Here is a 24,153-nt window from a genome sequence, read left to right as displayed (position 1 = left end):
TGAAAGGAGAGGTTAGATTGGAGATAATATATAATAAAGCTCATAATCGTCCTGTAGTAATGACTTTAGGTACTTTTGATGGGATTCATTTAGGTCATCAAAAGATCATTAACCTAACAATCAAAAGGGCTAATCAGTTAGGTTATGATAGTGGCTTATTTACTTTCCATCCTCATCCACTGCGGACTTTGGCCCCAGCTAAAGCTCCTAAGGCATTAGCAAGTTGGCGGCAAAAAAGAAAAATTATTGAATCACTAGAGATTAAGCAGATTATTTTGCAGAAGTTTACTCCTCAGTTTTCTAAAATTTCCTTTGAGAAGTTTTTAATTGATTATTTAATCAAGCGCTTTTCAGTTAAAGAGATCATTGTAGGGGAAGATTTTAGATGTGGCTATCAAAGCAAAGGAACATCTGAACAATTAGCTTCTGTAGGAAAAGAATTTGGTGTTAATGTCCAAGCTATTCCTGCAGTGAAAATTAATGATCAAGAAATAGGTAGTACTTATATTCGTAAGTTAACCCAACAAGGAAGATTAGGTGAGGTCAAGGAACAATTAGGGAGAAATTTAGCCATAGATTGTAGAGTGGTAAAAGGAGAACAGAGAGGAAGGGATTTAGGCTTTCCGACGGCTAATTTACTTCCTGTTGTTGATTATGCATTACCACCTTTTGGGGTTTATGTTTGTAGAGTAAAGGTTAAGAAGCAAGTCTATGATGGGGTAGTCCACTTAGGCTTACGACCTACATTTAATACAGAGCAATTTGCTATTGAAGTTCATATTTTTAATTTTAGTGAAAATATTTATGGACAAAGGGTGGAATTAGAGTTTGTAGAAAGAATTAGAGGAGAAAATAAATTTACTACAGAAGATGAATTAGTAACAAGAATCAAAAAGGATGTTGAACTAGCTAAAAAAGTCTTAAATTAGTTTACATTTTTCTTTTAGTATGCTAAAATATTATATGGAATTGCTTTTATAACCATTAACTAGGTTATTCGTTGCTCCAGCGATTGACTTGGTGATTGGGGATTTTAAAATACAAGGAGGTGACAAAGAATGTTAGAAGCTGAGAGAAAGCAAGAAATTATAAATGAGTATGGACGTCATGATAATGATACAGGTTCTGCGGAAGTACAGATTGCTATCTTAACAGAGCGAATTACAGAGCTGACTGAACATTTAAAGGATCATAAACAAGATCATAATTCTAGACGTGGTCTGTTAAAGATGGTTGGTAGAAGAAGATTACTTAGATATCTTAAAAACAATGATATAGAATCTTATCGAAAATTAATTAGTGATTTAGGCATTAGAGGATAATAATAGATTATAAGAGCGGGGGACCCCCGCTCTTATATTTTAGTATTTAAATTTTGAAATTGGGTATAGCTAAAAATAAGATAATATTGTAGAAAGGGGTTAGATTTTATGGCACAAGAATGGTCAATGGAATTAGGAGGAAGAAAGTTAACGATTGAAACTGGAAAGTTGGCCCAATTAGCTAATGGTTCAGTTTTAGTTCGTTATGGAGAAACAGTGGTTCTAGTAACTGCTACGATGGATGAACCTAGATCAGGGATTGACTTTTTTCCATTAATGGTTAATTATGAAGAAAGACTGTATGCTGCTGGTAAGATTCCTGGTGGATTTATTAAGCGAGAAGGAAGACCAAGCGATGCAGCTACTTTGACATCACGGGTGATTGATCGACCACTTCGACCTTTATTTCCTAAAGGAATGAGACATGATGTTCAAGTAGTAGCTACTGTATTATCGGTTGATTCTGATAATTCACCTGATATTGCGGCGATGATTGGTGCTTCAGCTGCACTTGCTATTTCTGATATCCCATTTGATGGGCCAATTGGTGGAGTTAAAGTTGGACTAGTTGATGGAGAATTTATTATTAACCCAACAATTGAGCAGTATAAAGAGAGTGGACTTGATTTGACAGTGGCAGGAACTGAAGAAGCAGTAATGATGGTTGAAGCAGGTGCTAATGAGGTATCAGAGGAAGAAATGATAGAAGCTATTGATTTTGGTCATCAAGTAGTTAAAAAAGTTGTAAAATTACAAAATGAAATTGTTGCAGAGGTAGGTAAAGAAAAAGCAGATATTGAATTAAAAATTGTTGAAGATGCAGAGATTGAAGAGGAAGTTAGAGATTATGTAGGAGATCAATTAAGTCAAGCTCTACAGACTGCTGATAAATTTGAGCGAGGAGATCAAGTCAATCAGGTAAAGGGAGAAGTTATCGAGCATTTTAAAGATAAATATCAAGAAGATGAAGAAGTGATTAAAGTAGTTAAAAGTACTTTAGATCAGGTTGCAAAAGAATCGATCAGAAATTTAGTTCTAAATGAAGGGGTAAGAATTGATGGTCGTAAATTAGATGAAGTTCGTGAGATCTGGTGTGAGGTTGGTTTATTGCCAAGAGCACATGGGTCAGGAGTATTTACTCGTGGTCAAACGCAAGCAATGACAGTTGCTACATTAGGTGCTGTAGGTGATGAGCAGATTCTAGATGGGTTAGAAGAGAAAGAATCTAAAAGATATATGCATCACTATAACTTCCCACCATATAGTGTAGGTGAAACGAGTCCTTTGCGTGGACCAGGAAGAAGAGAGATTGGTCATGGTACTTTAGGAGAGAGAGCATTAAGACCGATGATTCCTTCAGCAGATGAATTTCCTTATACATTGAGATTGGTTTCTGAAGTCTTAGCTTCAAATGGTTCTACTTCTCAAGCAAGTATCTGTGGAAGTACATTAGCTTTAATGGATGCAGGAGTTCCAATTAAAGCACCAGTAGCAGGAATTGCAATGGGGTTAATGAAAGAAGATGATCAAGTAGCAATCTTAACTGATATTCAAGGGATAGAAGATTTCAATGGAGATATGGACTTTAAAGTAGCAGGAACGAGAGAAGGAATCACAGCTTTACAGATGGATATGAAGGTTAAAGGTGTTGCTAAAGAGATCTTAAAAGAAGCATTAGAGCAGGCAAGAGTGGGTAGATTACATATTTTAGATGAAATGTTAAAGACAATTTCTGAGCCCCGTGAAGAGATGTCAGCTTATGCTCCAAGCATCATGACAATGAAAATAGATCCCGACAAAATTAAAGATGTTATTGGTCGAGGCGGAAAGACAATCAAGAAGATTGTTGACGAAACAGGAGTAAAGATTGATATTGAAGATGATGGAACAGTCTTTATTGCAGCTGAAGATCAAGAAGGCGGCAAAGAAGCTCGTAAGATGATCGAACGGTTAACTAAGGATGTTGAAGTTGGTGAGATGTATTTAGGAAAAGTAAAACGAACAACTAACTTTGGTGCTTTTGTTGAAGTATTGCCAGGTAAAGAAGGATTAGTGCATATTTCTAAATTAGCTGATCACCATGTTAAAAAAGTAGAAGATATTTTAGAAGTAGGGGATGAGGTATTGGTTAAGGTAATAGGGATTGATGACCGAAACCGAATTAATTTATCTCGTAAAGATGCTTTAGCTGACAAGGATGAGCAGAACAAAGATGATAATTAATAATTAGAGATAAATTTTATTCAAGAACATAAACTGGATTTATTCTAGTTTATGTTTTTAATTTTTTCAGTGTTTTGATTTTGATATTTTGAATTTAATTGTGCATTGGACATTGTAAATTGTTAATTGAGATAGGAGTGAGAGATATGAAATTTGGTGTCCATACATCAATTGCTGGAGGAGTTGACCAAGCAGTTATTAGAGCAGCTGAGTTAGGCTGTAATACTTTTCAAATGTTTTCTACTAATCCAAGGGGTTGGAAGGCAAGGGAGTTGAGTGCTGAAGAAGCAAATAAATTTAAAGAGAATTTAAAGCAATACCAAATAGAATCAGCAGTAATTCATACCCCTTATTTAATCAATTTAGCTTCTCCTAAAGATGAGTTATATCAAAAATCCATTGATGCTTTGGTAGCGGGGGTTAAGCGGGCTGATAGATTAGGGATTGAGTATTTAGTTTTACATCCAGGTAGCCATACAGGTTCAGGTGTCGAAGCAGGAATTGTTAGAATAACAGCAGCATTACAACAGGTTTTAGAGAGAACTGATCCTGAAGTCCGTATTTTATTAGAGAATGTCGCTGGAGCAGGAACAGCTTTAGGTTCTAGTCTAGAAGAATTAAAAGAGATGATAAAGCCAATAACTAATATTGATAGAATAGGACTCTGTTATGATACCTGTCATGGTTTTGCAGCAGGTTATGATTTACGTGTCGAGGAAGAATTAGATAAATTAGTGGCACAGATCGATGATTTATTTGGACTAGATAAATTAGGAGTAATTCATGTTAATGATTCTAAAACAGAATTTGCTTCTAATAAGGATCGACACCAGCACATTGGACAAGGTAAAATTGGCTTAGAAGGATTTAGGAGATTAGTTAACCACCCTCAATTGCAGGAGAAACTATTTATTTTAGAGACTCCAATTGATGAGTTTGGTGATGATCTACAAAATTTAGCTACACTTAAGCAGTTAGTAAGATGAAAGGATAGTAATTATGAGTTTGAAGTTAGAATTAGATCAAATCAAAGGCTTTTTTGCTCCTGATGAAAGGTTAGCTTCATTTTTTCCTAAATATGAATATAGATCTGAACAACAAAAAATGGCGATGAAGATTACCGATGTTTTTAAGCAGAAGAAACACTTATTGATAGAGGCGGGGACAGGAACTGGAAAATCATTGGCTTATTTAGTTCCCAGTATTTTTTCTTCATTAGTTGAGGAACAAAAAATTATTATTTCAACTAATACAATCAATCTACAAGAGCAGTTGATTAATAAGGATATTCCGTTATTACAAGAAGTTTTTGAGTTGGATTTTAAGGCTGTATTAGTTAAGGGTAGAAGAAATTATGTCTGTTTAAGAAGGTTAATTCAATATGAAAAGCATGCTCAATTAGCTGCTGGTAAATATGACAAGCTAGCAAAGATTAATCAATGGATCTTAAAGACTGAAACTGGATGTCGTTCTGATTTAGATTTTAAGGTTGGCTTTGAATTATGGGAGCAAATTTCATCTAAAAGTGAATTATGTTTACGGGCCAATTGTCCTTATTATGAGCAATGCCATTTTATTTTTGCTAGAAGGGAAATTGAAGAAGCTGATCTGTTGATTGTAAATCATCATTTGTTATTTGCAGATCTTGCTTTAAGAAAAGAACAGGATTTAGAAGAGCAAACAGCAGTCCTACCTTCTTACAAGAAGGTTGTTTTTGATGAAGCACATAACATAGAAGAAGTGGCTACTAGTTATTTAGGGCTGAAGCTTAGTAAAGAAGGGATTATTAAATTTTTGCAATCATTATATAATTTTGAAGAAGGAATCGGAGTTTTATTACAGCTAAGATTGGTCAGTAGTAAATTAAAGGATAAGTTAAAGCAAAGGTTTCAAAAGCGAATTGATAATGACTTGGTTCCTTTAGTTAGGAAATTAACTGATAGGGTACATAGTTTATTTAATCAGTTAATTAAATTTTCAGAAGATAATTTTAAAGAATATAAGGTCAGATTAACAGAGGAAGTTAGAAACGAAAAATTATGGAAAGAAGTTATTAAGATAGAAGTAGAGAACTTTTTATTGGATTTAAGTAGTTTAAGACAAGGGATGGAAGAAATATTTGAAGAATTAACATTAGCAGAAGATGAATTAGAAAATTTTGAAGTTTTAGCGGTAGAGTTGGCAGCAAAAATAGAGTTCTGTACTAAGATTAATCAAACTATTGGAGAAATAATTAATACCCCTCAGCCAGATTATGTTTATTGGTTGGAGCCAAAAGCTGATAATTGTAGTTTATGCTCTGCTCCTTTGGATATTAGTAAAGAATTAGAGGTTAATTTATTAGAAAAGATGGATTCAATAATCTTTACTTCTGCAACGTTGACTGTTGATAATTCTTTTGATTTTATCAGTAAGAATTTGGGGTTGCAAAATTTCACAGTTGATACATTAAAAGTAGGTAGTCCCTTTGACTATCGTAACCAATTACAGGCAGGAGTAATTAAAGATCTTCCTAATCCTAAGCATGAATCATTTGTAAAAGAAGTTGTTGGAGCAATAAAGAATATTGTTCAAATTAGAGAAGGGAATAGTTTAGTCTTATTTACTTCTTATTGGATGTTAAATCAGGTCTATCAAGAACTATTAGAAGAACTTGAACAATTAAAAATTAACAATCTTTACTGCCAAGGGATGAAGTCTCGCCACCAATTAATTGAAGACTTTAAAGCTAATCAGAGGTCATTGTTATTAGGAACTGCTAGCTTTTGGGAGGGAGTAGATATTCCCGGGAAGCAATTAAGTTGTGTACTCATCGTTAAGTTGCCTTTTTTAGTCCCAACGGATCCCGTTATAGCAGCTAAAATAGAAGATATAGAGAATAATGGCCAAAATGCTTTCTTTAATTATATGTTACCTAAAGCAGTAATTAAATTTCGGCAAGGAATTGGTAGATTGATTCGTTCTAAAGAAGATCAAGGGTGGGTTATAATTTTAGATAACCGTGTAGTTAGTAAAAGTTATGGGAATATATTTTTGAAATCTTTTCCTTCGGATAGCCAAATTGTAATTGATAAATTAAACTTATTAACTGATAAATTAATTAACAGGAATTAGACAAGCTATCTAGAATATTTTAAATGGTATTTAAATCAAAGTAGAAGTTTAAGAAAGGAGTAGGAAGATGATCAAGAAGAATAAAATTATAGTTGGATTAGCTATTTTATTTATACTAGTAGCTGCTGAAGTTAGTTGGGCTACTCCAAGTTTTAGAGTTAAACTGGTCTATACCGTAGGAGAAGGTGAAGCATTAATCAATATTGCTCGGCAATTCGGGGTCAGTGTGCGGGAGATTAGAGAGCTTAATAGTTTGAAAGAAGATGAATTTATTAGAGCGGAAGATAAGTTATTAATTCCTGAACATCATGAAGTAGTTGATGGGATAGCTATTCAAGAAAATATTAATAAATTATATCAACCAGATGATGAATTAAATAATTATCAATTAGATGTCAACCAAGAGTATAAAGTGAAAATTAGAAAAGAGAGTCCTCGCCAAGAAATTGATGTTAGTAATTTAGAGACATTAGATTATCCCATTAGACGAGGTGATAACTTGTATGATTTAGCTAGAGAATTTAATACCAGTATTGATATACTTAAAGAGTTGAATGAACTCGGTGATTCAGGTGTGATCCGATTAGGAGATACAATTCAATTGCCGATCAATAATCTAAGTGATAAGGAAGTTTTATATCATACTGTAACTGATCAAGAGGTTGAATTATTGGCGAGAATAATTCATGGAGAAGCACGAGGTGAACCGTATATGGGACAAGTAGCAGTTGGAGCTGTGGTATTAAATCGTGTAATTGATTCTTTCTTTCCTGATAGTATTAGGGATGTGATCTATCAACCTCGACAGTTTTCACCGGTCTTTGATGGACAGATTGATTTAACACCAAATAGAACAGCTTATCGAGCAGCTGAAGCTGCTTTACGAGGAGAAGATCCAACCCGTGGTGCTGTATACTTTTATAATCCACGCACTGCTAATTATATTTCTTGGTTTGAAACACGAGATGTGGTTGTTGAAATTGGAAATCATGTTTTTGCGAGATAAAAAACCTTTAATCCCCAGCTGGGGATTAAAGGTTTTTTATTACTTAGCAACTCTTTTAATATTTATTTCCAAATATCATAATAACTTCTTTTGATAAGTTAAAATTAATTATATATAATTATCTGCAGATTAAGTATAATTGATTGAACCAAACACATTTGAGTAATTAAAGTCAAAGGAGGAGAGAAATGAAGCAAAAAACTATATTAGTAGTGGCAGTAATGCTCTTAACAGCGATGGTGTTAGTACCTGCAGCAGAGGCAGCTTCATTGGGTAGTAGACCATTATCATTTACCAATGATGGTGATGATGTAAGGGAATTACAGACTAGATTGGCAGGTTTTGGTTACTATTTTGGGCCAATAACTGGCTATTATGGTCAATTGACTGAAAGAGCAGTAGTTAGATATCAACAGAATAATGGTTTAAGAATTGACGGGATTTCTGATTGGCGAACAATTAATGACTTAACTTCACGACAGTATCAAGTTAGACGTGGTGATACCTTGTCTAGTATCGCTAGAAGTTTCAATACAACTGTTCAAGAACTTAGAGCTTGGAACAATTTAAGCTCCGATTTAATTCGTACTGGAAGAATGTTAACTATTCCACATTCTAACGTTACTAAGCAAGCTAGTGCTCGAACAAATGTTCAAACAAACGTGCAAAGAACACCAGCTACTCAAACAACACAAAGCTCTTCAAATCATAGAATGAATATTACAGATGAAGAATTTGAATTATTAGCAAGAGCTGTTCACTCAGAGGCACGTGGTGAACCTTATGAGGGGCAGGTAGCAATAGCAGCAGTTGTCTTAAATCGAGTTGAAGATTCTGAATTCCCTAATACTATTAAAGATGTTGTTTTTGAACCATGGGCTTTTACTGCAGTGCATGATGGACAGTTCTGGTTACAACCAGATCAGGAAGCAAGAGATGCTGTTGAAGATGCTTTAAAAGGTTGGGATCCTAGTAGAGGAGCAATATTCTATTATAATCCTGTTACTGCAACATCACAATGGATGTTTGATAATATGCGAAGTGAGACAATAATCGGGAAACATCATTTCTCAACTTAATTCTTTTTAATATTTGAATTTTTAAGAGACCCCTAATTAGGGGTCTCTTTTAATTTTTGATTAAAGTAATTGATGACCCCCTCTCCAATTCCTCGAGCAATCTTTTGTTGTTCTTCTTGATCTGTTAATCTCTCTCTATCTTCAGGATTACTTATAAAACCAACCTCTACAATTACAGCTGGAATTTTACTCTTACGTAAAATATAATACGGAGCTGATTTGATCTTTCTGTAATTTTCTGGCTGAATTTCTATCAGTTTTTCTTGAATAGCAGAGGCAAGTTTCTTACTTTCTTCTGAATTGGGCTTATAAAAAGTTTGGCCCCCAAATGATGTTGAACTGGGGAAGCTGTTGGTATGGATACTGATCAATAACTCTGCACCACTTTCATTAGCTATTTTGACTCGGTTAATAATATCTTGATTACGATCATCATTATATAATTTGTCTTCTGTACGAGTCATAATTATTTCTAGACTACCTCTATTCAAAAAATTAGCTAAGTTTTTTGCAATAGCTAAATTAATATCCTTTTCCAAAACTCCTTTTCTGTTGGCCCCAGCATCAATTCCTCCATGACCTGCATCAACAATTATCTTTCGTTCCAATTTAGATTGTGGTTGGTTGCTTTGAACAACAAAGTTGATCATGGAACTGAGCAAAAAGAAGATGAAGAAGAATGATGCTAGAGTAGAAGTTGAAAAAGCTTTAAACCAAATTATTTTCATTAGCAGACATCCTTTATATAGGTTAGGTTATAAAATTATATTAGTCAGTTAATTTAATATTCAGAGTAAAATATTCCAGTTGTTATGGAAAGTGATAATTAATGATTAATTTGAATAAATAGATAGCAAGGAGTGATAAGGAGGAGAAAGTGGATGATATTAACGTTAAAGGCTAAAGATGTTTTAATACTCTGTGTAGTATTAGGGTTTAGTTTCTTTTTATTTGGTATAGCAACTAGAGAGTTTGTTACTCAGCAAGAAGTTATGGTTAGTCAAGAGAAGTTGGTTCCAATTTATGGAGTAGATCGTTCAGATAATAAGATAGCTATTACCCTGGATGGAATGTGGGGGGCAGAGAGAACACCTAAGTTATTGGAAATCTTTCAAAAACATGATTTAAATATAACTTTCTTTTTTGGTGGTAATTGGTTAGAAGAGAATCCTCAGTTGGTTAAAGAGATAGTAGCTAATGGTCATGAGGTAGGTAATCATAGTTATACACATCCTCATATGGCTACTTTAAGTAAAGAAAAAATCGAACAGGAGTTGAATCGAACAGGGGAATTAATTAGAAAGTTGACTGGGGAAGAGCCAAACTTATTTCGACCTCCATTTGGAGAATACAGTAATTTATTGATTAAGACTTGTGAGGAGTTAGGCTATTACCCAATTCAATGGAGTATTGACTCTCATGATTGGATGGATGTTAGCGGTGATTATATTGTCGATCGTATTTTAGATAATGTTGGCTCTGGGGATATTATTTTGATGCATAATGATGGAGAGAAAACCCCTGATGCATTGAGCAGCTTAATACCTAAGTTAAAGGAGCAGGGTTATGAAATTGTACCAGTTTCTGAATTGATTTATACTGAAGATTACTATATTGAGCAGCATACAGGTCTTCAAAAGAAAGTAGAAAGGGGGCGTAAAGATGGATAAGAGGAAGGTCAGGTTTTTCTATTTACCAATAAATCGTCAAGTTATTGTTGGCTTGCTTGCTACTGTTATTTTAATCAGCTTTGGAATGATTAAATTTAACACTCCTAATTATGGTGAGCAGCCTGTTTTTGAAGCCCAAAATGGAGCTTATTATCAAGGACCAACTGATCAAGCCAAGATGTCATTGGCGATCAATGTTGCTTGGGGGGAGCAGTATTTACCAGCCATGCTTGATACTTTAGATCAGTATCAGGTTAAAGCGACATTCTTCTTTATTGGAAGGTGGGTTGAAAAGTTTCCAGAGTTGATTACAGAGATTGAACAGCGAGGTCATGAATTAGGAAATCATGGTTTTCGTCATTGGCACCCTAAACAGTTATCAAAAGAGGAGTTAATTGGTTTAATTAAGGATAATGAGGAGTTAATTGTTGCAGAGACTGGTTATAAGACTGATTTATTTGCTCCACCATATGGTGAAGTAGATGAAAGAATTGTTGAGGTTGCTGAGGAACTTGGCTATAAAACGATTATGTGGACGATTGATACTATTGATTGGCAGCGTCCTAGTTCTGACGTAATTTTAAAACGGGTTATTGATCAGGCAGAGAATGGTGGAATTGTCTTGATGCATCCTACTGAACCAACAGCAGCAGCCCTATCAAGGATGATAGCTAACCTACAAGAGCAAGGCTATGAATTAGTAACCGTTTCTGAGTTATTGGAGTGAAAGAAGAGATGAGTGAGCGAGGAGGTATAGTCTATGTAGTCCAGCGAGGAGCAATAATTTTAGTAATTATTATCTTAGTTGTTATTTTGCTTTTGGGTTTATTTGGAGAGTTAGATAAAGTGAGAAGAGTGATTTGGGGAGTAGAAGATGGGGTGAGTTATCATCAGCATGATCTAAGTGGTTATCTGCCCCATGAAGTTGAAGAGTTACTTTTAGATTATTCTCAAGAGTTGATTTTATATCCTGTTGATGCTACAGTAGATCAAGAAAGCGGAGAGATTGTTCCTGAAGTTTTTGGGCAGATTTTAGATATTACAGCTACTAAAAAAGAGATAATGGAAGCTGAAGAGGGTAAATACTTAGAATCGGTTTTAGAAAGGATAGAACCATACATAAAACAGGAGCAACTTGAAAAGATAACTAAAGAGATTGGTGTCTATACTACTCGGATAACGGGAAGTGAGAATAGAAGGGAGAATATTAAACTAGCAACTAAATTAATTAATAATCAATTAGTGCTATCAGATGAGGTATTTTCATTTAATCAGATCGTTGGCCCGCGAACTAAAGAGAAAGGGTTTAAGGAAGCACCAGAGATTGTAAATGGAAGGTTGGTACCAGGGGTTGGAGGAGGGATTTGTCAGGTTTCTAGTACATTATATAATGCCTTAAAGCAGGAGGAGTTGGAGGTTGTAGAACGCCATACCCATTCTAAAGATGTTAGTTATGTTCCAGAAGGAAAAGATGCAACGGTTGCTTGGGATTACTTTGATTTTAAATTTAAGAATAATTTTGAGCAACCAATTATAGTTAAAGCTAGTAGTGGAGGCGGTTATGTGACAGTAAGGATTTTAGGGTATTAGGAATAAAAATCAAGTTTAAGGCTGAGATTAAGGCTAAGTCAAACGTTAAAAGCATAAAGGCATTAGGTTTTACTTGAACTTAGACTTAACCTTAAACTTAACTTGTTTATTTTTGAAGTTAATTGCAGGAAGGAAACTAATAATCTAGAATGGAGAATAATGAATTATTTAAAAAAGAGGAAGGAGCAATTAAATGAAGATTAAGATTAAACGATTAGATAAGTCTCTTCCATTACCTAACTATCAACATCTAGGAGAAGATGCAGGGATGGATCTTTATTCTAGGGAAGCAGGAGTCTTAGAGTCAGGAGAGTATCGATTATTTAAAACAGGAATTGTTATTAGTTTACCACGAGGATATGCAGGTTTTGTCAATCCTCGTAGTGGGCTTGCTTTAAAGCATGGTGTTACTGTTTTAAATGCAGATGGAGTCATTGATTCCGGCTATCGAGGGGAAATAGGCGTTGTGTTAATTAATCATGGACCCGAAGAGTTTAAAGTTGATAAAGGAGATAGAATTGCTCAGTTGATTGTACAGCAGTATCAAGAGGTAGAATGGGAAGAGGTAGAGCAGTTAGATGATTCAAAGCGAGGCAGTGGAGGATATGGGCATACAGGGGTTTAAGTCTGAGTCTAAGTCTGAGTTTGAGTTTAAGGTTGAGTAAAAAATTAATTCTAATTTAGTATTGACCTATGGGTGTATTCTAAAGATTAGGATATGTTTGTAGGTCATTTGCTTTTTTAAGATTTTAGTTTTTTTTACTTAGTCTTAAACTTAGACTAAAATTTAGTCTATTGGTAATTTGATTCATATTATGTTAGTAATGGTGAATAGAATATAAGTATCAGGCTGGTGATTGGTGACTAGTAACTAGTGATTAGTAATTAGTGATTAGAACTTAATTACAATTATGTGTCAGTGTCAGTGTCAGTAATCCGTGTCAGTAAAAAATCAAGTTCAAAATCTTTATGATTTAAAGGAGTTAGTGGGTTTGAATTTCACAGACACAGACACAGACTACTGACACTATATATCAATTAAAGGTATTAACTATTAACTGCTTTACCGAGGGGAGGTTTAATGAAAAAATTATGAAATTAAGTGAATTAGAGGGCAAAGAGGTAATCAATATGCATGATGGAGTAAGATTAGGAATGATCAATCAATCAGAACTTGTTTTTGATGAAATAACAGGAGACTTAGAGTCAATTGTAATTCCTAACCGCGAGAACTTTTTTAATGTTTTTGGGCAAGAAGAATACTTAATAATTCCTTGGGAAGCAATAGTAAAAGTAGGTTCGGAAGTTGTAATTGTTAATTTAAAATCAAAAAATTATAAAGCATACTCTTCATAATTAGCAATTTAGAATATAAATTTTTGACTTGGATAAAATATAATTGAAGCAAATCAATAAATTAATTTAAAAGGAGTTGATTTAATGCCAACAGTCTTAGGAGTTTTTGATTCAGAGGAACCTGCTCAACAAGCAATTAGTCGGATGAAAGAAAATGGTATTAGTGAAGAGCGAATTTCTCTGGTAGCTAAGCGTGATGAAGGACAAGATATGGAAGCTGGCGGAGAAATGAGAGGAGAAGAACAAGACTTAGCTGATGGTACTGTAACAGGAGGGGCACTCGGAGGAATAGGAGGAATCTTAGCTGGAGCTGGATTATTAGCTGTTCCTGGAGTAGGGCCAATCTTAGCTGCTGGGCCATTAGCTGCCGGATTAAGTGGTGTAGCTGCTGGAGGAATTGCAGGTGCTTTAGTTGATTATGGAGTTGATGAAGATACAGGAGAGAGATATGCTCAGGAAGTAGAACAAGGTAGGATTTTAGTAGCAGCTGAGGAGACTGATGAAAATAGAGTTAGCGAAGTCGCTAATATATTAAGAGAGAATGGAGCATATGACGTCGAGCAACATTAAGTTAATTTTTAACTTGATAGCTTGACAAATTAGTTTAAATATTAGACAATATAATAAATGCATATTATAAGATTGAGGTGCAAGAATCATCAGTATTTATAAGGAATTGGCCATATGCCTTATAAAGAAAGGGGTTATTGCCGAAATCTGGCTATGAGTGGTCTTCTAACCAGATTGGATCTGTATTTAATAAATCCAGATCTGCCACTAGTTATTCTAGTGGAGTGCTATCTAATCCTGAGTTGAACAAAAGGCGATTGGTAGTGCTACCAATCGCTTTCTTTATTATGAGAGAACATAAGTAGTGTGAGTGTCGGTGTGAGTAAAAGAGCATAATTACAATTATGTGGCACTTTTGTGCCACTGGAATCAAGAATTTGGAATAAGGAATCAGTAAAAAAATTTTGTAGGGGCAGGTCCCTGTGCCTGCCCGTGAAATAAAGGGCGACCCTACGAGTCCTCTCGCCTACGGGTCTAAAAATCAAGACCCTTCGTGAAATTCACACAGACCGTATCCATAGAGACCATATCCACAGGGAGTCGCCCCTACACAGAACATTGGTTTTCATGTAGGGGTGAACCTCGTGTTCACCCTAAGTAAGGGTTTCTCTAAAACAAGGGCAATCCTACAGGGCTTATCAGCCCTTTCGTGAAAATCACAAAAACCGTATCCATAAAAACCATATCCACGAGGGTTGCCCCTACAAAAACACATTATTTCACGAACGAAAAGTGACACATTATATCAATTAAATTTCATAAATTATAAAGGGAGTGAGACGATGAATAAAAAAATAGTAGTAGCAGGGGCCAATGGAAAGATGGGCCAAGAGGTAGTACGAATGATTGCTAGAGTGGACGATTTTGAGTTAGTAGGAGCAGTTGATATAATTGATGTTGGAGAAGATATTAATCAACTTCTAGGATTAGAAGGGCCAATAGTTGAGATTGAGGAGGATTTAGCACAGGTAATAGCGGATACAGAACCTGATGTGCTCGTTGATTTTACCAATCCGCAGGTTGTAATGGGTGATATTAAACAGGCTATTGAACAAAAAGTCGATATAGTAGTAGGAGCTACAGGGATTATTGAAGCAGATTTAACTCGGATTGAAGAGTGGAATCAAGGATTAGATACTAAAGTGGTTATTGCTCCTAATTTTGCTATTGGTGCTATTTTAATGATGCAATTTAGTAAACAAGCAGCTAAATTTATGGATGATGTAGAAATTATAGAATTACATCATGATCAGAAAATAGATGCTCCATCAGGTACTGCAATTAAGACTGCAGAGCTGATTAAAGAAAATCTAACTGTTGAGCAAGAAGAGCAAGTAGAGGAGATTGAAAAATTACCAGGAGCTCGAGGAGGAGAACAAGATGGAATTAATATACATAGTCTCCGGTTGCCTGGTTTGGTTGCTCACCAAGAAGTTATTTTTGGAGGGTTAGGTCAGACCTTGACTATTAGGCATGATTCAATCAATCGTAAATCTTTTATGCCAGGAGTTGAATTAGCAATTAGAAAGTTAGATGAAATTAATGGAGTTGTTTATGGATTGGATAACTTAATCGACTTTAATTAAGATTAATTAACTTTAGACAAGCACTATCTCTTTTAGCTGTACATATAATGTTATTGATAATAATTAAGTTAATGGTAGAAGGGAGGGATAATTAGATGGCGTATAACTTAACAGGATTAGAAATTGCTGTTTTAGGGGGCGATGCACGGGAGCTAGAGTTGATATCTCAATTGTTAACTTTGGGAGCTGACTTACAAATAGTGGGGGAGCCTCGTGGGTTGAATGAAAAGAATATAGAAGTAGTTGAATCATTAGAAGAATTGAAGCCTGATAATTTAACAGCATTAATAGCACCGATGACAGGAACTGATACTGATTTAAAAGTTAAAAAGACCTTCGATGATGTAGAACTTCAGTTGACAGAAGATTTTTTTGCTAGCTTGCTAGCTGGTACTATCTTCTTTATAGGATTTGCTAAACCTAAGATTAAAGATTGGTGTCAGAAGTATCAACTTCAATTGGTAGAGTTGGCTGCTTTGGATGAAGTGGCTATTTTAAATGCAATTCCTACAGCTGAAGGAGCTATTGAAATTGCTATTAGAGAAACACCGATTACCTTGCATAATAATAACTCTTTTGTATTAGGATTAGGGCGAGTTGGGTTAACCCTAGCGAGGATGTTGCATGATTTAGGTAGTAATACTTATGGTGTTGCACGTAAACCTAAGGATTTAGCGCGAGCGGTTGAACTAGGGTTCAATCCAGTTGATTTTGCAAATTTAGCTGAGCAGATAGCTGAAGCAGATTTTATTTTTAATACAGTTCCAACATTGATCTTAGATCGAGAGCTTTTAGAAGAGGTAAGTTCAGAAGCGATTATTATCGATTTAGCTTCTGCTCCTGGAGGAACAGATTTTGAAGTAGCCCAAGAATTAGGAATCAAGGCTGAATTAGCATTAGGATTACCTGGTAAAGTTGCCCCTAAGAGTGCTGGAAAGATTTTAAGTGAGATTATCCCTCGAGTTATAGTAAAAGAGCAATGAGTTATTAATTATAAAAGTTCGTTATGTAAAGTTAATAAGATAACTTACAGCGAGTATTCTCAGCTAAAAGAAAATATTAGAAAGCCAAAGAAGTAGTCAGTTTTTAGCCCCTAGATATTGACTTTTTAGTGTTTTGATTGTGTGGTTTTGAATTTAATTGTCAATTGTATATTGTAAATTGTACACTAAGACGGGGGTGCAGAGAAATTTAGTTATCCGCGAAGCATTGTAATAACAGGCTTTAATTTAGTTGAGAGCACTATACAGCTTATAGGGAGGTGCTTGTTGGTGGATTTTGCTGGGAAAAAGATTGGTTTTGCTTTAACTGGTTCGCATTGTACTTTAGAACAAGTCTTACCTGAAATGAAGAGGTTGGTCAACTTAGGTGCTGAAGTTCAACCTATCTTATCAGAAACAGTTCAAACTTATGGGACTAGATTTGGAAAACCGCAAAAGTGGCGAGAAAGAGTGATTGCAATTACAGGGAATAAACCATGGACATCTATTCCAGAAGTTGAGCCGGTTGGCCCTAAGAAGTTATTGGATGTCTTGATTGTTGCTCCTTGTACAGGAAATACTATAGCTAAAATAGTTAATGGAATTACTGATACAACTGTAGTCATGGCAGTTAAGGCTCATTTGCGGAATAGTCGAGCAACAGTTTTAGCTGTAGCGACCAATGATGCTTTAGGTAATAATGCTGCCAATATAGGTAAAGCTTTGAATATACCTAATTTATATCTTGTTCCTTTAGGTCAAGATAATCCGACGGAAAAACCTAATTCTTTAGTTGCTAGGATGGATTTGATTGTTGAAACAACTCAGTATGCGTTAGAGAGTAAGCAGTTACAACCTGTGATTATTGAATACAAAGGAATCTGAATTAATCTAATTGACAATTAACAATTAACAATTTATAATTAAAATTACTTAAAGTTTATGGTTTTGAGGCTTGTTTTTTAATTATTGGTTTTTTAGTCTTTTGACTTTGATATTTTGAATTTAATTGTCAATTGTACATTTTAAACGGGAGTGCATAAAAATTCAAACATCTGTTAAGCAGTGTGATAATAAACTTGGATTTAGTTGAGAACATTAAAATTATTTGAGGAGGGTTAAATATGGAAAATTTAAATGTAGCGGTAGTAGGTGCAACAGGAGCAGTAGGGCGTGAAATGGTAAGTATTTTAGAGGAAAGAGATTTTCCGTTTGTTGATTTGAAATTGCTGGCGACAGAACGTTCTGCTGGTACAATAATGACTTGTAAAGGTGAAGAGTATGTTGTTGAGGTGACAACTCCTGACTCTTTTGAAGGTGTTGATATTGCCTTATTTAGTGCAGGGGGAACTGCTAGTAAGAAGTTGGCCCCTGAAGCAGTAAAAAGAGGTGCGATTGTAATAGATAATAGTAGTGCCTTTAGAATGGACGATGAGGTACCATTGGTAGTACCTGAAGTTAATCCAGACGATATAGCTAAGCATAATGGAATTATAGCTAATCCAAACTGTTCTACGATTCAGATGGTAGCAGCTTTAAAACCAATTTATGATCAAGTTGGAATCAAAAGAATAGTAGTTTCTACTTATCAGGCTGTATCAGGAACTGGTAAAGATGCGATGGATGAATTACAAGAACAGACAAGAGCAATTTTAGCTGGAGATGAAGTGGAGGCAGAAGTTTATCCTAAACAGATTGCTTTTAATGCCTTACCACACATTGATGTTTTCTTAAATGATGGCTATACTAAAGAAGAACTTAAAATGGTCAATGAAACTAAGAAGATTATGGGGGATGGAGAGATAAAAGTAACGGCTACTGCTGTTAGAATTCCAGTTTTAATTGGTCATGCTGAAGCTATTAATATAGAAACTAATTTTGGTTTGACAGTAGAAGAGACTAAAAAGTTACTAGATGAATTTTCTGGGATAAAAGTGGTTGATAATCCAGCTGAATTGGCTTATCCTTTACAACTAGATACAGAAGGAACTGATGATGTCTTAGTGGGAAGGATTAGAAAAGATAATACTGTTGAACATGGTTTGAATCTCTGGGTTGTAGCTAATAATTTGAGGAAGGGGGCTGCCTTGAATACAATTCAAATTGCTGAAAAGTTGATTTAAATGTAAAGTGAGGTGACTGAATGTATAAGATAGTAATTCAAAAGTTTGGTGGTTCGTCAGTTAGTACGTCTAAACGACGAGAACAGGTCATTGATAAAGTAATCAATTGTATTAATCAAGGTTATAAACCTGTCATTGTTGTTTCAGCAATTGGTAGAGAAGGAGCACCTTATGCTACAGATACATTAATTAATTTTGCACAAGAAGTATATGATACTATAAAGCCACGAGCTAAAGACTTATTAATGTCCTGTGGTGAAGTAATTTCAAGTGTAGTTATTACTCAGGCTTTAAAAGCGAGGGGGTATGAGGCTAAACCATTGACTGGGGCTCAAGCTGGCATTCTAACTGATGACAACTTTGGTGATACCCGAATTAAAGAGGTTAAATCTGGTAATATATTAGAGGTTCTAGATGAAGATGAAATTCCGGTTATAGCTGGATTTCAAGGGGTTTCAGAAGATGGAGAAATTACGACTTTAGGTCGAGGTGGTTCTGATACAACAGCTTGTGCTTTAGGAGCTGCCTTACATGCAGAAATGGTAGAGATTTATACAGATGTTGAAGGGGTAATGACAGCGGATCCTAAAATAGTTCCTAATGCTAAAACTTTAAAGCATGTTACTTATAATGAAGCATGTGAATTAGCTTATCAAGGGGCAAGAGTTATCCACCCTCGTGCAGCAGAAATATCTAAAAGGGAAAGAGTTCCAATAATAATTCGTTCTACCTTTAGTGATGCTCAAGGAACTGTAATTTCCAATGTTTTTGAGCAAGATGAGATAGAGATTAAAGGGGACAAAATAGTGACAGGAATTACCAGTAGAACTAATTTAGATTTAATTAAGATTTTTCCAAGAGCAAAACAGGAAGATGCTACTGCATTAGGATGTTTTAGAACATTAGCTGAAGAAGGAATAAGTGTGGATTTTATTAATGTTAGACCTGATCTGATTACTTTTATGATTAATAATGAGAGTGTAGAATTAGCTTCTGAATTATTAGAAGAAGAGAGTTATCACTATGAATTATTACAAAACTTTGTTAAGATTTCAATTGTAGGGGCTGGAATGGTAGGGGTACCTGGAGTAATGGCTCGAGTAGTTGAAGCTTTAACTGAGCAAGAAGTCTCAATTTATCAAACGACAGATTCACATACTACAATTTCTTGTTTAATTAAGAAAGAAGATGAAGAAAAAAGTATATGTGCATTACATGATTATTTTAGTTTAGGCGATTAAAATTTGGAGGTGTTTGTAAATATGGGTTTTGGTGAAGTGTTAACAGCAATGATAACTCCTTTTAGTGATGATTTAACTGTGGATTATGAAGGAGCTGTTGAATTAGCAGAGTATTTAATTAATAATGGTTCAGATGGTTTAGTTGTATTAGGAACAACAGGAGAAGTACCTACCTTAAAGGTAGAAGAAAAGATAGAATTATTAGAAGTTATTATTAACGCTGTAGGTGATCAAACTACTATAATAGCAGGAACAGGTTCTTATTCAACACAGGACAGTATTGAGCTTACTAAAAAAGCAGAGCAGATAGGTGTAGATGGTGTTATGTTAGTAACACCATATTATAATAAACCTCCTCAAGATGGGCTCTATGAACATTTTAAGTCGATTGCTGCTGTAACTAGTTTACCTGTGATGCTTTATAACGTACCAGGAAGAACAGGGAGAAATATTGAACCTGAAACAGTAGCTAAATTATCTGAGATTGATAATATAGTTGCAATTAAAGAAGCAAGTGGTGATGTAGATCAGGCAATTATGATTCGTAGAATGACTGCTGATGATTTTGAAATATATAGTGGAGAAGATATCTTGACATTACCTTTACTGTCAATTGGTGGGTCTGGTGTGGTTAGTGTAGCAGCTCATTTAGTGGGTGATCAGATTAAAGAGATGGTTACAGCTTTTAAAGCTGGTAAAATAGAAGAGGCTGCTCAAAAAAATGAAGAACTTAATAAATTATTTAAGACTATGTTTACTACAACCAATCCAATTCCTGTGAAAACTGCTTTGGCTTTAATAGGTCAACCAGCAGGTAGATTGAGACCACCGTTAAATGAGTTGAGTAATCAATTAGAAGTTGAGTTAAAAGAAGTTTTAACAGAATATAATTTGATTTAAATTTATAAAAATGATAAATTAAGTAAGGTCACCCTTAAGGGTGACCTTACTTAATTAGTCCTTACTTAGATGCTAGTTCTTCGAAATTTTATAAATTAGGACAATCTTACTTGTATTTACTCGGGAAATCATTTATAATATGAATTAGAGTATTATACTGTGGAGTTTCGGTTAGATTTTAATCAAGACGGTTATTAATTAAGATTACGTTAAATTATAAATTTTTTAATGTTAGATAAAAAATAACTTATTAATTTGGAGGTGTGTGTTAATTAGATGTCAAACAATAAAATAGAGTCAGTTACAGTCGTTCCTCTAGGAGGAATAGGAGAAATAGGAAAAAACATGATGGCAGTCGAAGCAAATGATGAGATACTAATTATAGACTCTGGGGTGAAGTTTCCTGAAGATGATCTATATGGGATAGATTTAGTTATTCCAGATATGTCTTATTTATTTGAGAATCGGGAGAAGATAAAGGGAGTTGTTTTAACTCACGGTCATGAGGATCATATAGGATCAATTCCTTATTTATTAAAAAAGGTTAATGTTCCAATTTATGGAACCAAATTAACTTTAGGGTTATTGAGAGGGAAGCTTGAATCACATAATTTACTTTCAAACTCTTATTTAAAGCATGTTTATCCAGGGCATTCAGCCCAAGTTGGTTCTTTTAAGGTTGAATTCATTCGGGTTAATCATAGTATTCAGGATGCTTGTGCATTAGCTGTTCACACTCCAGCTGGAGCACTTGTATATGCTAGTGATTTTAAGTTTGATCAGACACCAATTGATGGTAAAATGGCTGATCTACATAAGCTAGCTGAGCTAGGGAATGAAGGAGTTTTAGCTTTGTTTTCTGATAGTACTAATGTGGAACGTGAAGGTTTTACGATGTCAGAAAGGGAGGTTAAAAAGACGATAGATGAAATTTATGATGAAGCAGAGCACAAGATTATTGTAGCTAGTTTTGCTTCTAATATTAATCGAATTCAACAGGTTTTTGATGCAGCGGTGAAGTATAACCGTAAGGTTGCTCTAAGTGGTCGGAGTATGTTAAATAATGTTCAAATTGCTAAGGATTTAGGTTATTTGGATATTCCTGAAGGGATGTTAATTGACTTACATGAAGTAAGAAAATTATCTGATCATAAAGTAGTATTATTAACAACAGGAAGTCAAGGTGAACCACGTGCTGCATTGACACGGATAGCTAGAGGTGATCATCGTCAAATTAGTATTAACAAAGGAGATACGGTTATTGTTTCTGCGACTGCTATTCCTGGAAACGTTAAAGCAGTTGGTCGAACAATCAATCAGTTATTTAAACAAGGAGCAAATGTAATTTATGAAGCTGTTTCTGGAGTTCACGTTTCTGGACATGCAAGTCAAGAAGAACTTAAGTTAATGCTAAATTTAACTAAACCTAAATACTTCTTTCCAGTACATGGAGAGTACAGACATTTACATTTACATGCAAAACTAGCTGAAACTGTAGGGGTTCCTATGGAAAACATTTTTATTCCTGATCTAGGGGATAAGATTGAGTTGACGCCTGAAGAAGGGCGAATAACCGGTAGTGTTAAAGCTGGAAGAGTATTGATCGATGGTTTAGGAGTTGGAGATGTAGGTAATATTGTTCTGCGGGATAGAAGGGTTTTATCTGAAAATGGTATTTTGATGGTTGTTGTTACTATCAATAGCCAAGGTAAAGTTTTATCTGGTCCTGACATTATTTCACGTGGTTTTGTTTATATTAGGGAATCTGAAAAATTAATTGAGGATGCTACTAGAAAAGTAGAAAAAGCCCTTAAAGAATGTGAAGAAAATAATATTACTGAGTGGTCTGTTTTAAAATCTGAAATTAAGAATGCGTTAAATAGTTATTTATACAATAAAATCAGAAGAAAACCAATGATTTTACCGATTATTATGGAAGTTTAAACAGTATAATATTTTTAGAATTTGAACGATTTATAAACATCGCAGAAGTAACTTCTGCGATGTTTATTTTATTATTAAGGAAATTATACTTTACAGATTTTATGAATAACTTTTTTTATTGGTTTTACTTAAACTTAATCTTAGGCTTAAGCTGAGTTGCCGCAGGCAACTTTTTATTTTGTTTAAAAATGAATATTAAATACTTATTTTATCATACTAACTAGTAAGAATAAAAAGGAGTGAGATAAAGAATGGATCAAGAAATCAAAGAACAAGATATTTCTCCTAATCCAGCAACTACTCAACCTAACCAGCCTACTCAGGGTCAAGATGAAGATCAACAGAAGAAAATGCAAGAGCAGTTACAAATATTAAAACAATTAGGTCAGACAAATATTCCACAACAAATTAATACTGATATACATGCGTTGACAATTGTAGGTCAAATTGAAGGGCATCGTGTTTTATCTCCTAAAAATAAGACTACTAAGTATGAACACTTAATTCCTCAGTTGACTGCAATTGAGCAGAATCCTAATATAAAGGGAGTAATAGTTAACCTCAATACAGTTGGAGGAGATATAGAAGCAGGCTTAGCTATTTCAGAAATGCTTGCTAGTTTGTCAAAGCCAACAGTTTCCTTAGTATTAGGTGGGGGGCATAGTATTGGGGTACCAATTGCTGCCTCAACCGATTATTCCTTTATAGCTGAAACAGCAACAATGATCGTTCATCCAATCCGACTGACAGGAAAAGTAATTGGAGTACCACAGACTTATGATTATCTAGATAAGATGCAAGAAAGAATTATTAAGTTTGTTTCTAAAAACTCTGATATTACAGAGGAAAGATTTAAGGAGTTAATGTTTGAGACTGGAGAATTGGTCAGAGATGTAGGAACAGTCTTAATTGGTGATGATGCTGTTAATGAAGGAATTATCAATGAAGTGGGAGGATTATCACAAGCAATTAATAAATTAAAATCCTTAATGCCTGATGAGCAACAGAGTAATCAGCAAACTAACCAACAACAGATGCAAAATAATAATCAACAACAGCAACAAATGGGAATCAAGCCCCGGCAAGGTGTAATTGAAGCTTTAGGGGAGGAAGAATAATGAATTATTCTGTTATAGATCCTGAGTTTTTAGCGGAGGAAGAGATAAAAAAAGATCAATTATTAGAAGTCGAAATTGATGGAGTTACAGTAGAAGTTAAGATGAACTCAATGCAATCAGGGGAAGTTGTCAGAGTTATTAGTTCAAATCCGAATGACTATTTGTTAAGTAGTTATCAACCAGGTAATAATATTAAATTAAAACCAGTTATTGAATAGAGTTAAACACCGCCTGTTACTGGCGGTGTTTTTTGATGTGTGCCTTGTAGATGCAATAAACAATAGGTGGAAATCCTATCCATGCTGTTTTAGCCAGTACGGTGTGTGAAACC

Annotated in this window: 23 protein-coding genes and 1 riboswitch; of the genes, 22 read left to right on the top strand and 1 reads right to left on the bottom strand. The window is 34.7% G+C overall.

Annotated features, from left to right (window positions below; all coding sequences use genetic code 11):
* The first annotated feature begins 17 nt into the window (after positions 1 to 17).
* From MWH25_RS00695 to MWH25_RS00665, 7 genes are all read left to right on the top strand, one after another.
* Positions 18 to 929 (top strand): bifunctional riboflavin kinase/FAD synthetase, encoded by a 912-nt coding sequence (locus MWH25_RS00695; protein WP_248624744.1) that lies wholly within the window; start codon positions 18 to 20, stop codon positions 927 to 929.
* Between the two features lie 129 nt (positions 930 to 1,058).
* The gene (gene rpsO / locus MWH25_RS00690) at positions 1,059 to 1,322 is read left to right on the top strand and encodes a 30S ribosomal protein S15 (protein WP_248624741.1); all 264 of its coding nucleotides are present in this window, start codon (positions 1,059 to 1,061) and stop codon (positions 1,320 to 1,322) included.
* Positions 1,323 to 1,430: 108 nt separating this feature from the next.
* Positions 1,431 to 3,545, top strand: a complete 2,115-nt coding sequence (locus MWH25_RS00685) for a polyribonucleotide nucleotidyltransferase (RefSeq protein WP_248624739.1) — start codon at positions 1,431 to 1,433, stop codon at positions 3,543 to 3,545.
* Positions 3,546 to 3,691: 146 nt separating this feature from the next.
* Complete coding sequence (locus tag MWH25_RS00680) at positions 3,692 to 4,531, top strand: deoxyribonuclease IV (protein WP_248624737.1); 840 nt, start codon at positions 3,692 to 3,694, stop codon at positions 4,529 to 4,531.
* Between the two features lie 13 nt (positions 4,532 to 4,544).
* Positions 4,545 to 6,659, top strand: coding sequence for an ATP-dependent DNA helicase (locus tag MWH25_RS00675; RefSeq protein WP_248624735.1), 2,115 nt, complete (start codon positions 4,545 to 4,547; stop codon positions 6,657 to 6,659).
* A 67-nt stretch (positions 6,660 to 6,726) separates the two neighbouring features.
* The gene (locus tag MWH25_RS00670; RefSeq protein ID WP_248624733.1) at positions 6,727 to 7,665 is read left to right on the top strand and encodes a cell wall hydrolase; all 939 of its coding nucleotides are present in this window, start codon (positions 6,727 to 6,729) and stop codon (positions 7,663 to 7,665) included.
* A 188-nt stretch (positions 7,666 to 7,853) separates the two neighbouring features.
* Entirely contained in the window at positions 7,854 to 8,744 is an 891-nt protein-coding gene (locus tag MWH25_RS00665; RefSeq protein WP_248624732.1) for a cell wall hydrolase, read from the top strand.
* A gap of 32 nt (positions 8,745 to 8,776) precedes the next feature.
* On the opposite strand, the gene MWH25_RS00660 is transcribed toward MWH25_RS00665, so the two are convergent.
* Positions 8,777 to 9,472 (bottom strand): N-acetylmuramoyl-L-alanine amidase family protein, encoded by a 696-nt coding sequence (locus tag MWH25_RS00660; RefSeq protein WP_248624730.1) that lies wholly within the window; start codon positions 9,470 to 9,472, stop codon positions 8,777 to 8,779.
* Between the two features lie 153 nt (positions 9,473 to 9,625).
* On the opposite strand from MWH25_RS00660, the gene MWH25_RS00655 reads away from it, so the two are divergent.
* The 15 genes from MWH25_RS00655 to MWH25_RS00585 all read left to right on the top strand — a co-directional run bounded on the left by MWH25_RS00655 (position 9,626) and on the right by MWH25_RS00585 (position 24,040).
* Positions 9,626 to 10,414, top strand: coding sequence for a polysaccharide deacetylase family protein (locus tag MWH25_RS00655; protein ID WP_248624728.1), 789 nt, complete (start codon positions 9,626 to 9,628; stop codon positions 10,412 to 10,414).
* The gene (locus tag MWH25_RS00650; protein WP_248624726.1) at positions 10,407 to 11,141 is read left to right on the top strand and encodes a polysaccharide deacetylase family protein; all 735 of its coding nucleotides are present in this window, start codon (positions 10,407 to 10,409) and stop codon (positions 11,139 to 11,141) included. The genes MWH25_RS00655 and MWH25_RS00650 overlap by 8 nt, the downstream gene beginning before the upstream one ends.
* 8 nt (positions 11,142 to 11,149) lie before the next feature.
* The gene (locus MWH25_RS00645) at positions 11,150 to 12,004 is read left to right on the top strand and encodes a VanW family protein (protein WP_248624724.1); all 855 of its coding nucleotides are present in this window, start codon (positions 11,150 to 11,152) and stop codon (positions 12,002 to 12,004) included.
* Positions 12,005 to 12,197: 193 nt separating this feature from the next.
* Positions 12,198 to 12,629, top strand: a complete 432-nt coding sequence (gene dut / locus MWH25_RS00640) for a dUTP diphosphatase (protein ID WP_248624722.1) — start codon at positions 12,198 to 12,200, stop codon at positions 12,627 to 12,629.
* Between the two features lie 467 nt (positions 12,630 to 13,096).
* A complete protein-coding gene (locus MWH25_RS00635; protein WP_248624720.1) occupies positions 13,097 to 13,360 on the top strand; it encodes a YlmC/YmxH family sporulation protein in 264 nt (87 codons plus the stop codon).
* An 84-nt stretch (positions 13,361 to 13,444) separates the two neighbouring features.
* A complete protein-coding gene (locus tag MWH25_RS00630; protein ID WP_248624718.1) occupies positions 13,445 to 13,930 on the top strand; it encodes a general stress protein in 486 nt (161 codons plus the stop codon).
* 64 nt (positions 13,931 to 13,994) lie between these two features.
* Positions 13,995 to 14,168, top strand: a riboswitch (Lysine riboswitch).
* 544 nt (positions 14,169 to 14,712) lie between these two features.
* Positions 14,713 to 15,516 carry a 4-hydroxy-tetrahydrodipicolinate reductase gene (gene dapB, locus MWH25_RS00625; RefSeq protein ID WP_248624715.1) on the top strand — a complete coding sequence of 268 codons (804 nt, stop codon included), beginning with the start codon at positions 14,713 to 14,715 and terminating at the stop codon, positions 15,514 to 15,516.
* Positions 15,517 to 15,611: 95 nt separating this feature from the next.
* Positions 15,612 to 16,499, top strand: a complete 888-nt coding sequence (gene dpsA / locus MWH25_RS00620; protein WP_248624713.1) for a dipicolinate synthase subunit DpsA — start codon at positions 15,612 to 15,614, stop codon at positions 16,497 to 16,499.
* Positions 16,500 to 16,787: 288 nt separating this feature from the next.
* Entirely contained in the window at positions 16,788 to 17,381 is a 594-nt protein-coding gene (locus MWH25_RS00615) for a dipicolinate synthase subunit B (protein ID WP_248624711.1), read from the top strand.
* Between the two features lie 239 nt (positions 17,382 to 17,620).
* On the top strand, positions 17,621 to 18,619 hold the full coding sequence (locus MWH25_RS00610) for an aspartate-semialdehyde dehydrogenase (RefSeq protein WP_248624709.1): 999 nt from the start codon (positions 17,621 to 17,623) through the stop codon (positions 18,617 to 18,619).
* Between the two features lie 20 nt (positions 18,620 to 18,639).
* Positions 18,640 to 19,860: an aspartate kinase gene (dapG, locus tag MWH25_RS00605; RefSeq protein ID WP_248624706.1), complete on the top strand. Its 1,221-nt coding sequence runs from the start codon at positions 18,640 to 18,642 to the stop codon at positions 19,858 to 19,860.
* 21 nt (positions 19,861 to 19,881) lie between these two features.
* Positions 19,882 to 20,760, top strand: a complete 879-nt coding sequence (dapA, locus tag MWH25_RS00600) for a 4-hydroxy-tetrahydrodipicolinate synthase (protein ID WP_248624704.1) — start codon at positions 19,882 to 19,884, stop codon at positions 20,758 to 20,760.
* A gap of 276 nt (positions 20,761 to 21,036) precedes the next feature.
* The gene (locus tag MWH25_RS00595) at positions 21,037 to 22,704 is read left to right on the top strand and encodes a ribonuclease J (RefSeq protein ID WP_248624702.1); all 1,668 of its coding nucleotides are present in this window, start codon (positions 21,037 to 21,039) and stop codon (positions 22,702 to 22,704) included.
* Positions 22,705 to 23,054: 350 nt separating this feature from the next.
* Positions 23,055 to 23,822 carry a ClpP family protease gene (locus tag MWH25_RS00590; protein ID WP_345947208.1) on the top strand — a complete coding sequence of 256 codons (768 nt, stop codon included), beginning with the start codon at positions 23,055 to 23,057 and terminating at the stop codon, positions 23,820 to 23,822.
* Positions 23,822 to 24,040 carry a YlzJ-like family protein gene (locus MWH25_RS00585; RefSeq protein ID WP_248624700.1) on the top strand — a complete coding sequence of 73 codons (219 nt, stop codon included), beginning with the start codon at positions 23,822 to 23,824 and terminating at the stop codon, positions 24,038 to 24,040. The genes MWH25_RS00590 and MWH25_RS00585 overlap by 1 nt, the downstream gene beginning before the upstream one ends.
* Positions 24,041 to 24,153 lie beyond the last annotated feature (113 nt).

Origin of the sequence: Natroniella acetigena (assembly GCF_023227745.1) — a bacterium.
Classification (GTDB): domain Bacteria; phylum Bacillota; class Halanaerobiia; order Halobacteroidales; family Halobacteroidaceae; genus Natroniella; species Natroniella acetigena.
This window is presented reverse-complemented; position numbering and strand designations above follow the sequence as displayed.

Coding starts and splice junctions, on each gene's coding strand:
- rpsO (WP_248624741.1), top strand. CDS start 1,059: ATGTTAGAAGCTGAGAGAAAGCAAGAAATTATAAATGAGTATGGACGT.
- MWH25_RS00685 (WP_248624739.1), top strand. CDS start 1,431: ATGGCACAAGAATGGTCAATGGAATTAGGAGGAAGAAAGTTAACGATT.
- MWH25_RS00680 (WP_248624737.1), top strand. CDS start 3,692: ATGAAATTTGGTGTCCATACATCAATTGCTGGAGGAGTTGACCAAGCA.
- MWH25_RS00675 (WP_248624735.1), top strand. CDS start 4,545: ATGAGTTTGAAGTTAGAATTAGATCAAATCAAAGGCTTTTTTGCTCCT.
- MWH25_RS00670 (WP_248624733.1), top strand. CDS start 6,727: ATGATCAAGAAGAATAAAATTATAGTTGGATTAGCTATTTTATTTATA.
- MWH25_RS00665 (WP_248624732.1), top strand. CDS start 7,854: ATGAAGCAAAAAACTATATTAGTAGTGGCAGTAATGCTCTTAACAGCG.
- MWH25_RS00660 (WP_248624730.1), bottom strand. CDS start 9,472: ATGAAAATAATTTGGTTTAAAGCTTTTTCAACTTCTACTCTAGCATCA.
- MWH25_RS00655 (WP_248624728.1), top strand. CDS start 9,626: ATGATATTAACGTTAAAGGCTAAAGATGTTTTAATACTCTGTGTAGTA.
- MWH25_RS00650 (WP_248624726.1), top strand. CDS start 10,407: ATGGATAAGAGGAAGGTCAGGTTTTTCTATTTACCAATAAATCGTCAA.
- MWH25_RS00645 (WP_248624724.1), top strand. CDS start 11,150: ATGAGTGAGCGAGGAGGTATAGTCTATGTAGTCCAGCGAGGAGCAATA.
- dut (WP_248624722.1), top strand. CDS start 12,198: ATGAAGATTAAGATTAAACGATTAGATAAGTCTCTTCCATTACCTAAC.
- MWH25_RS00635 (WP_248624720.1), top strand. CDS start 13,097: ATGAAATTAAGTGAATTAGAGGGCAAAGAGGTAATCAATATGCATGAT.
- MWH25_RS00630 (WP_248624718.1), top strand. CDS start 13,445: ATGCCAACAGTCTTAGGAGTTTTTGATTCAGAGGAACCTGCTCAACAA.
- dapB (WP_248624715.1), top strand. CDS start 14,713: ATGAATAAAAAAATAGTAGTAGCAGGGGCCAATGGAAAGATGGGCCAA.
- dpsA (WP_248624713.1), top strand. CDS start 15,612: ATGGCGTATAACTTAACAGGATTAGAAATTGCTGTTTTAGGGGGCGAT.
- MWH25_RS00610 (WP_248624709.1), top strand. CDS start 17,621: ATGGAAAATTTAAATGTAGCGGTAGTAGGTGCAACAGGAGCAGTAGGG.
- dapG (WP_248624706.1), top strand. CDS start 18,640: ATGTATAAGATAGTAATTCAAAAGTTTGGTGGTTCGTCAGTTAGTACG.
- dapA (WP_248624704.1), top strand. CDS start 19,882: ATGGGTTTTGGTGAAGTGTTAACAGCAATGATAACTCCTTTTAGTGAT.
- MWH25_RS00595 (WP_248624702.1), top strand. CDS start 21,037: ATGTCAAACAATAAAATAGAGTCAGTTACAGTCGTTCCTCTAGGAGGA.
- MWH25_RS00590 (WP_345947208.1), top strand. CDS start 23,055: ATGCAAGAGCAGTTACAAATATTAAAACAATTAGGTCAGACAAATATT.
- MWH25_RS00585 (WP_248624700.1), top strand. CDS start 23,822: ATGAATTATTCTGTTATAGATCCTGAGTTTTTAGCGGAGGAAGAGATA.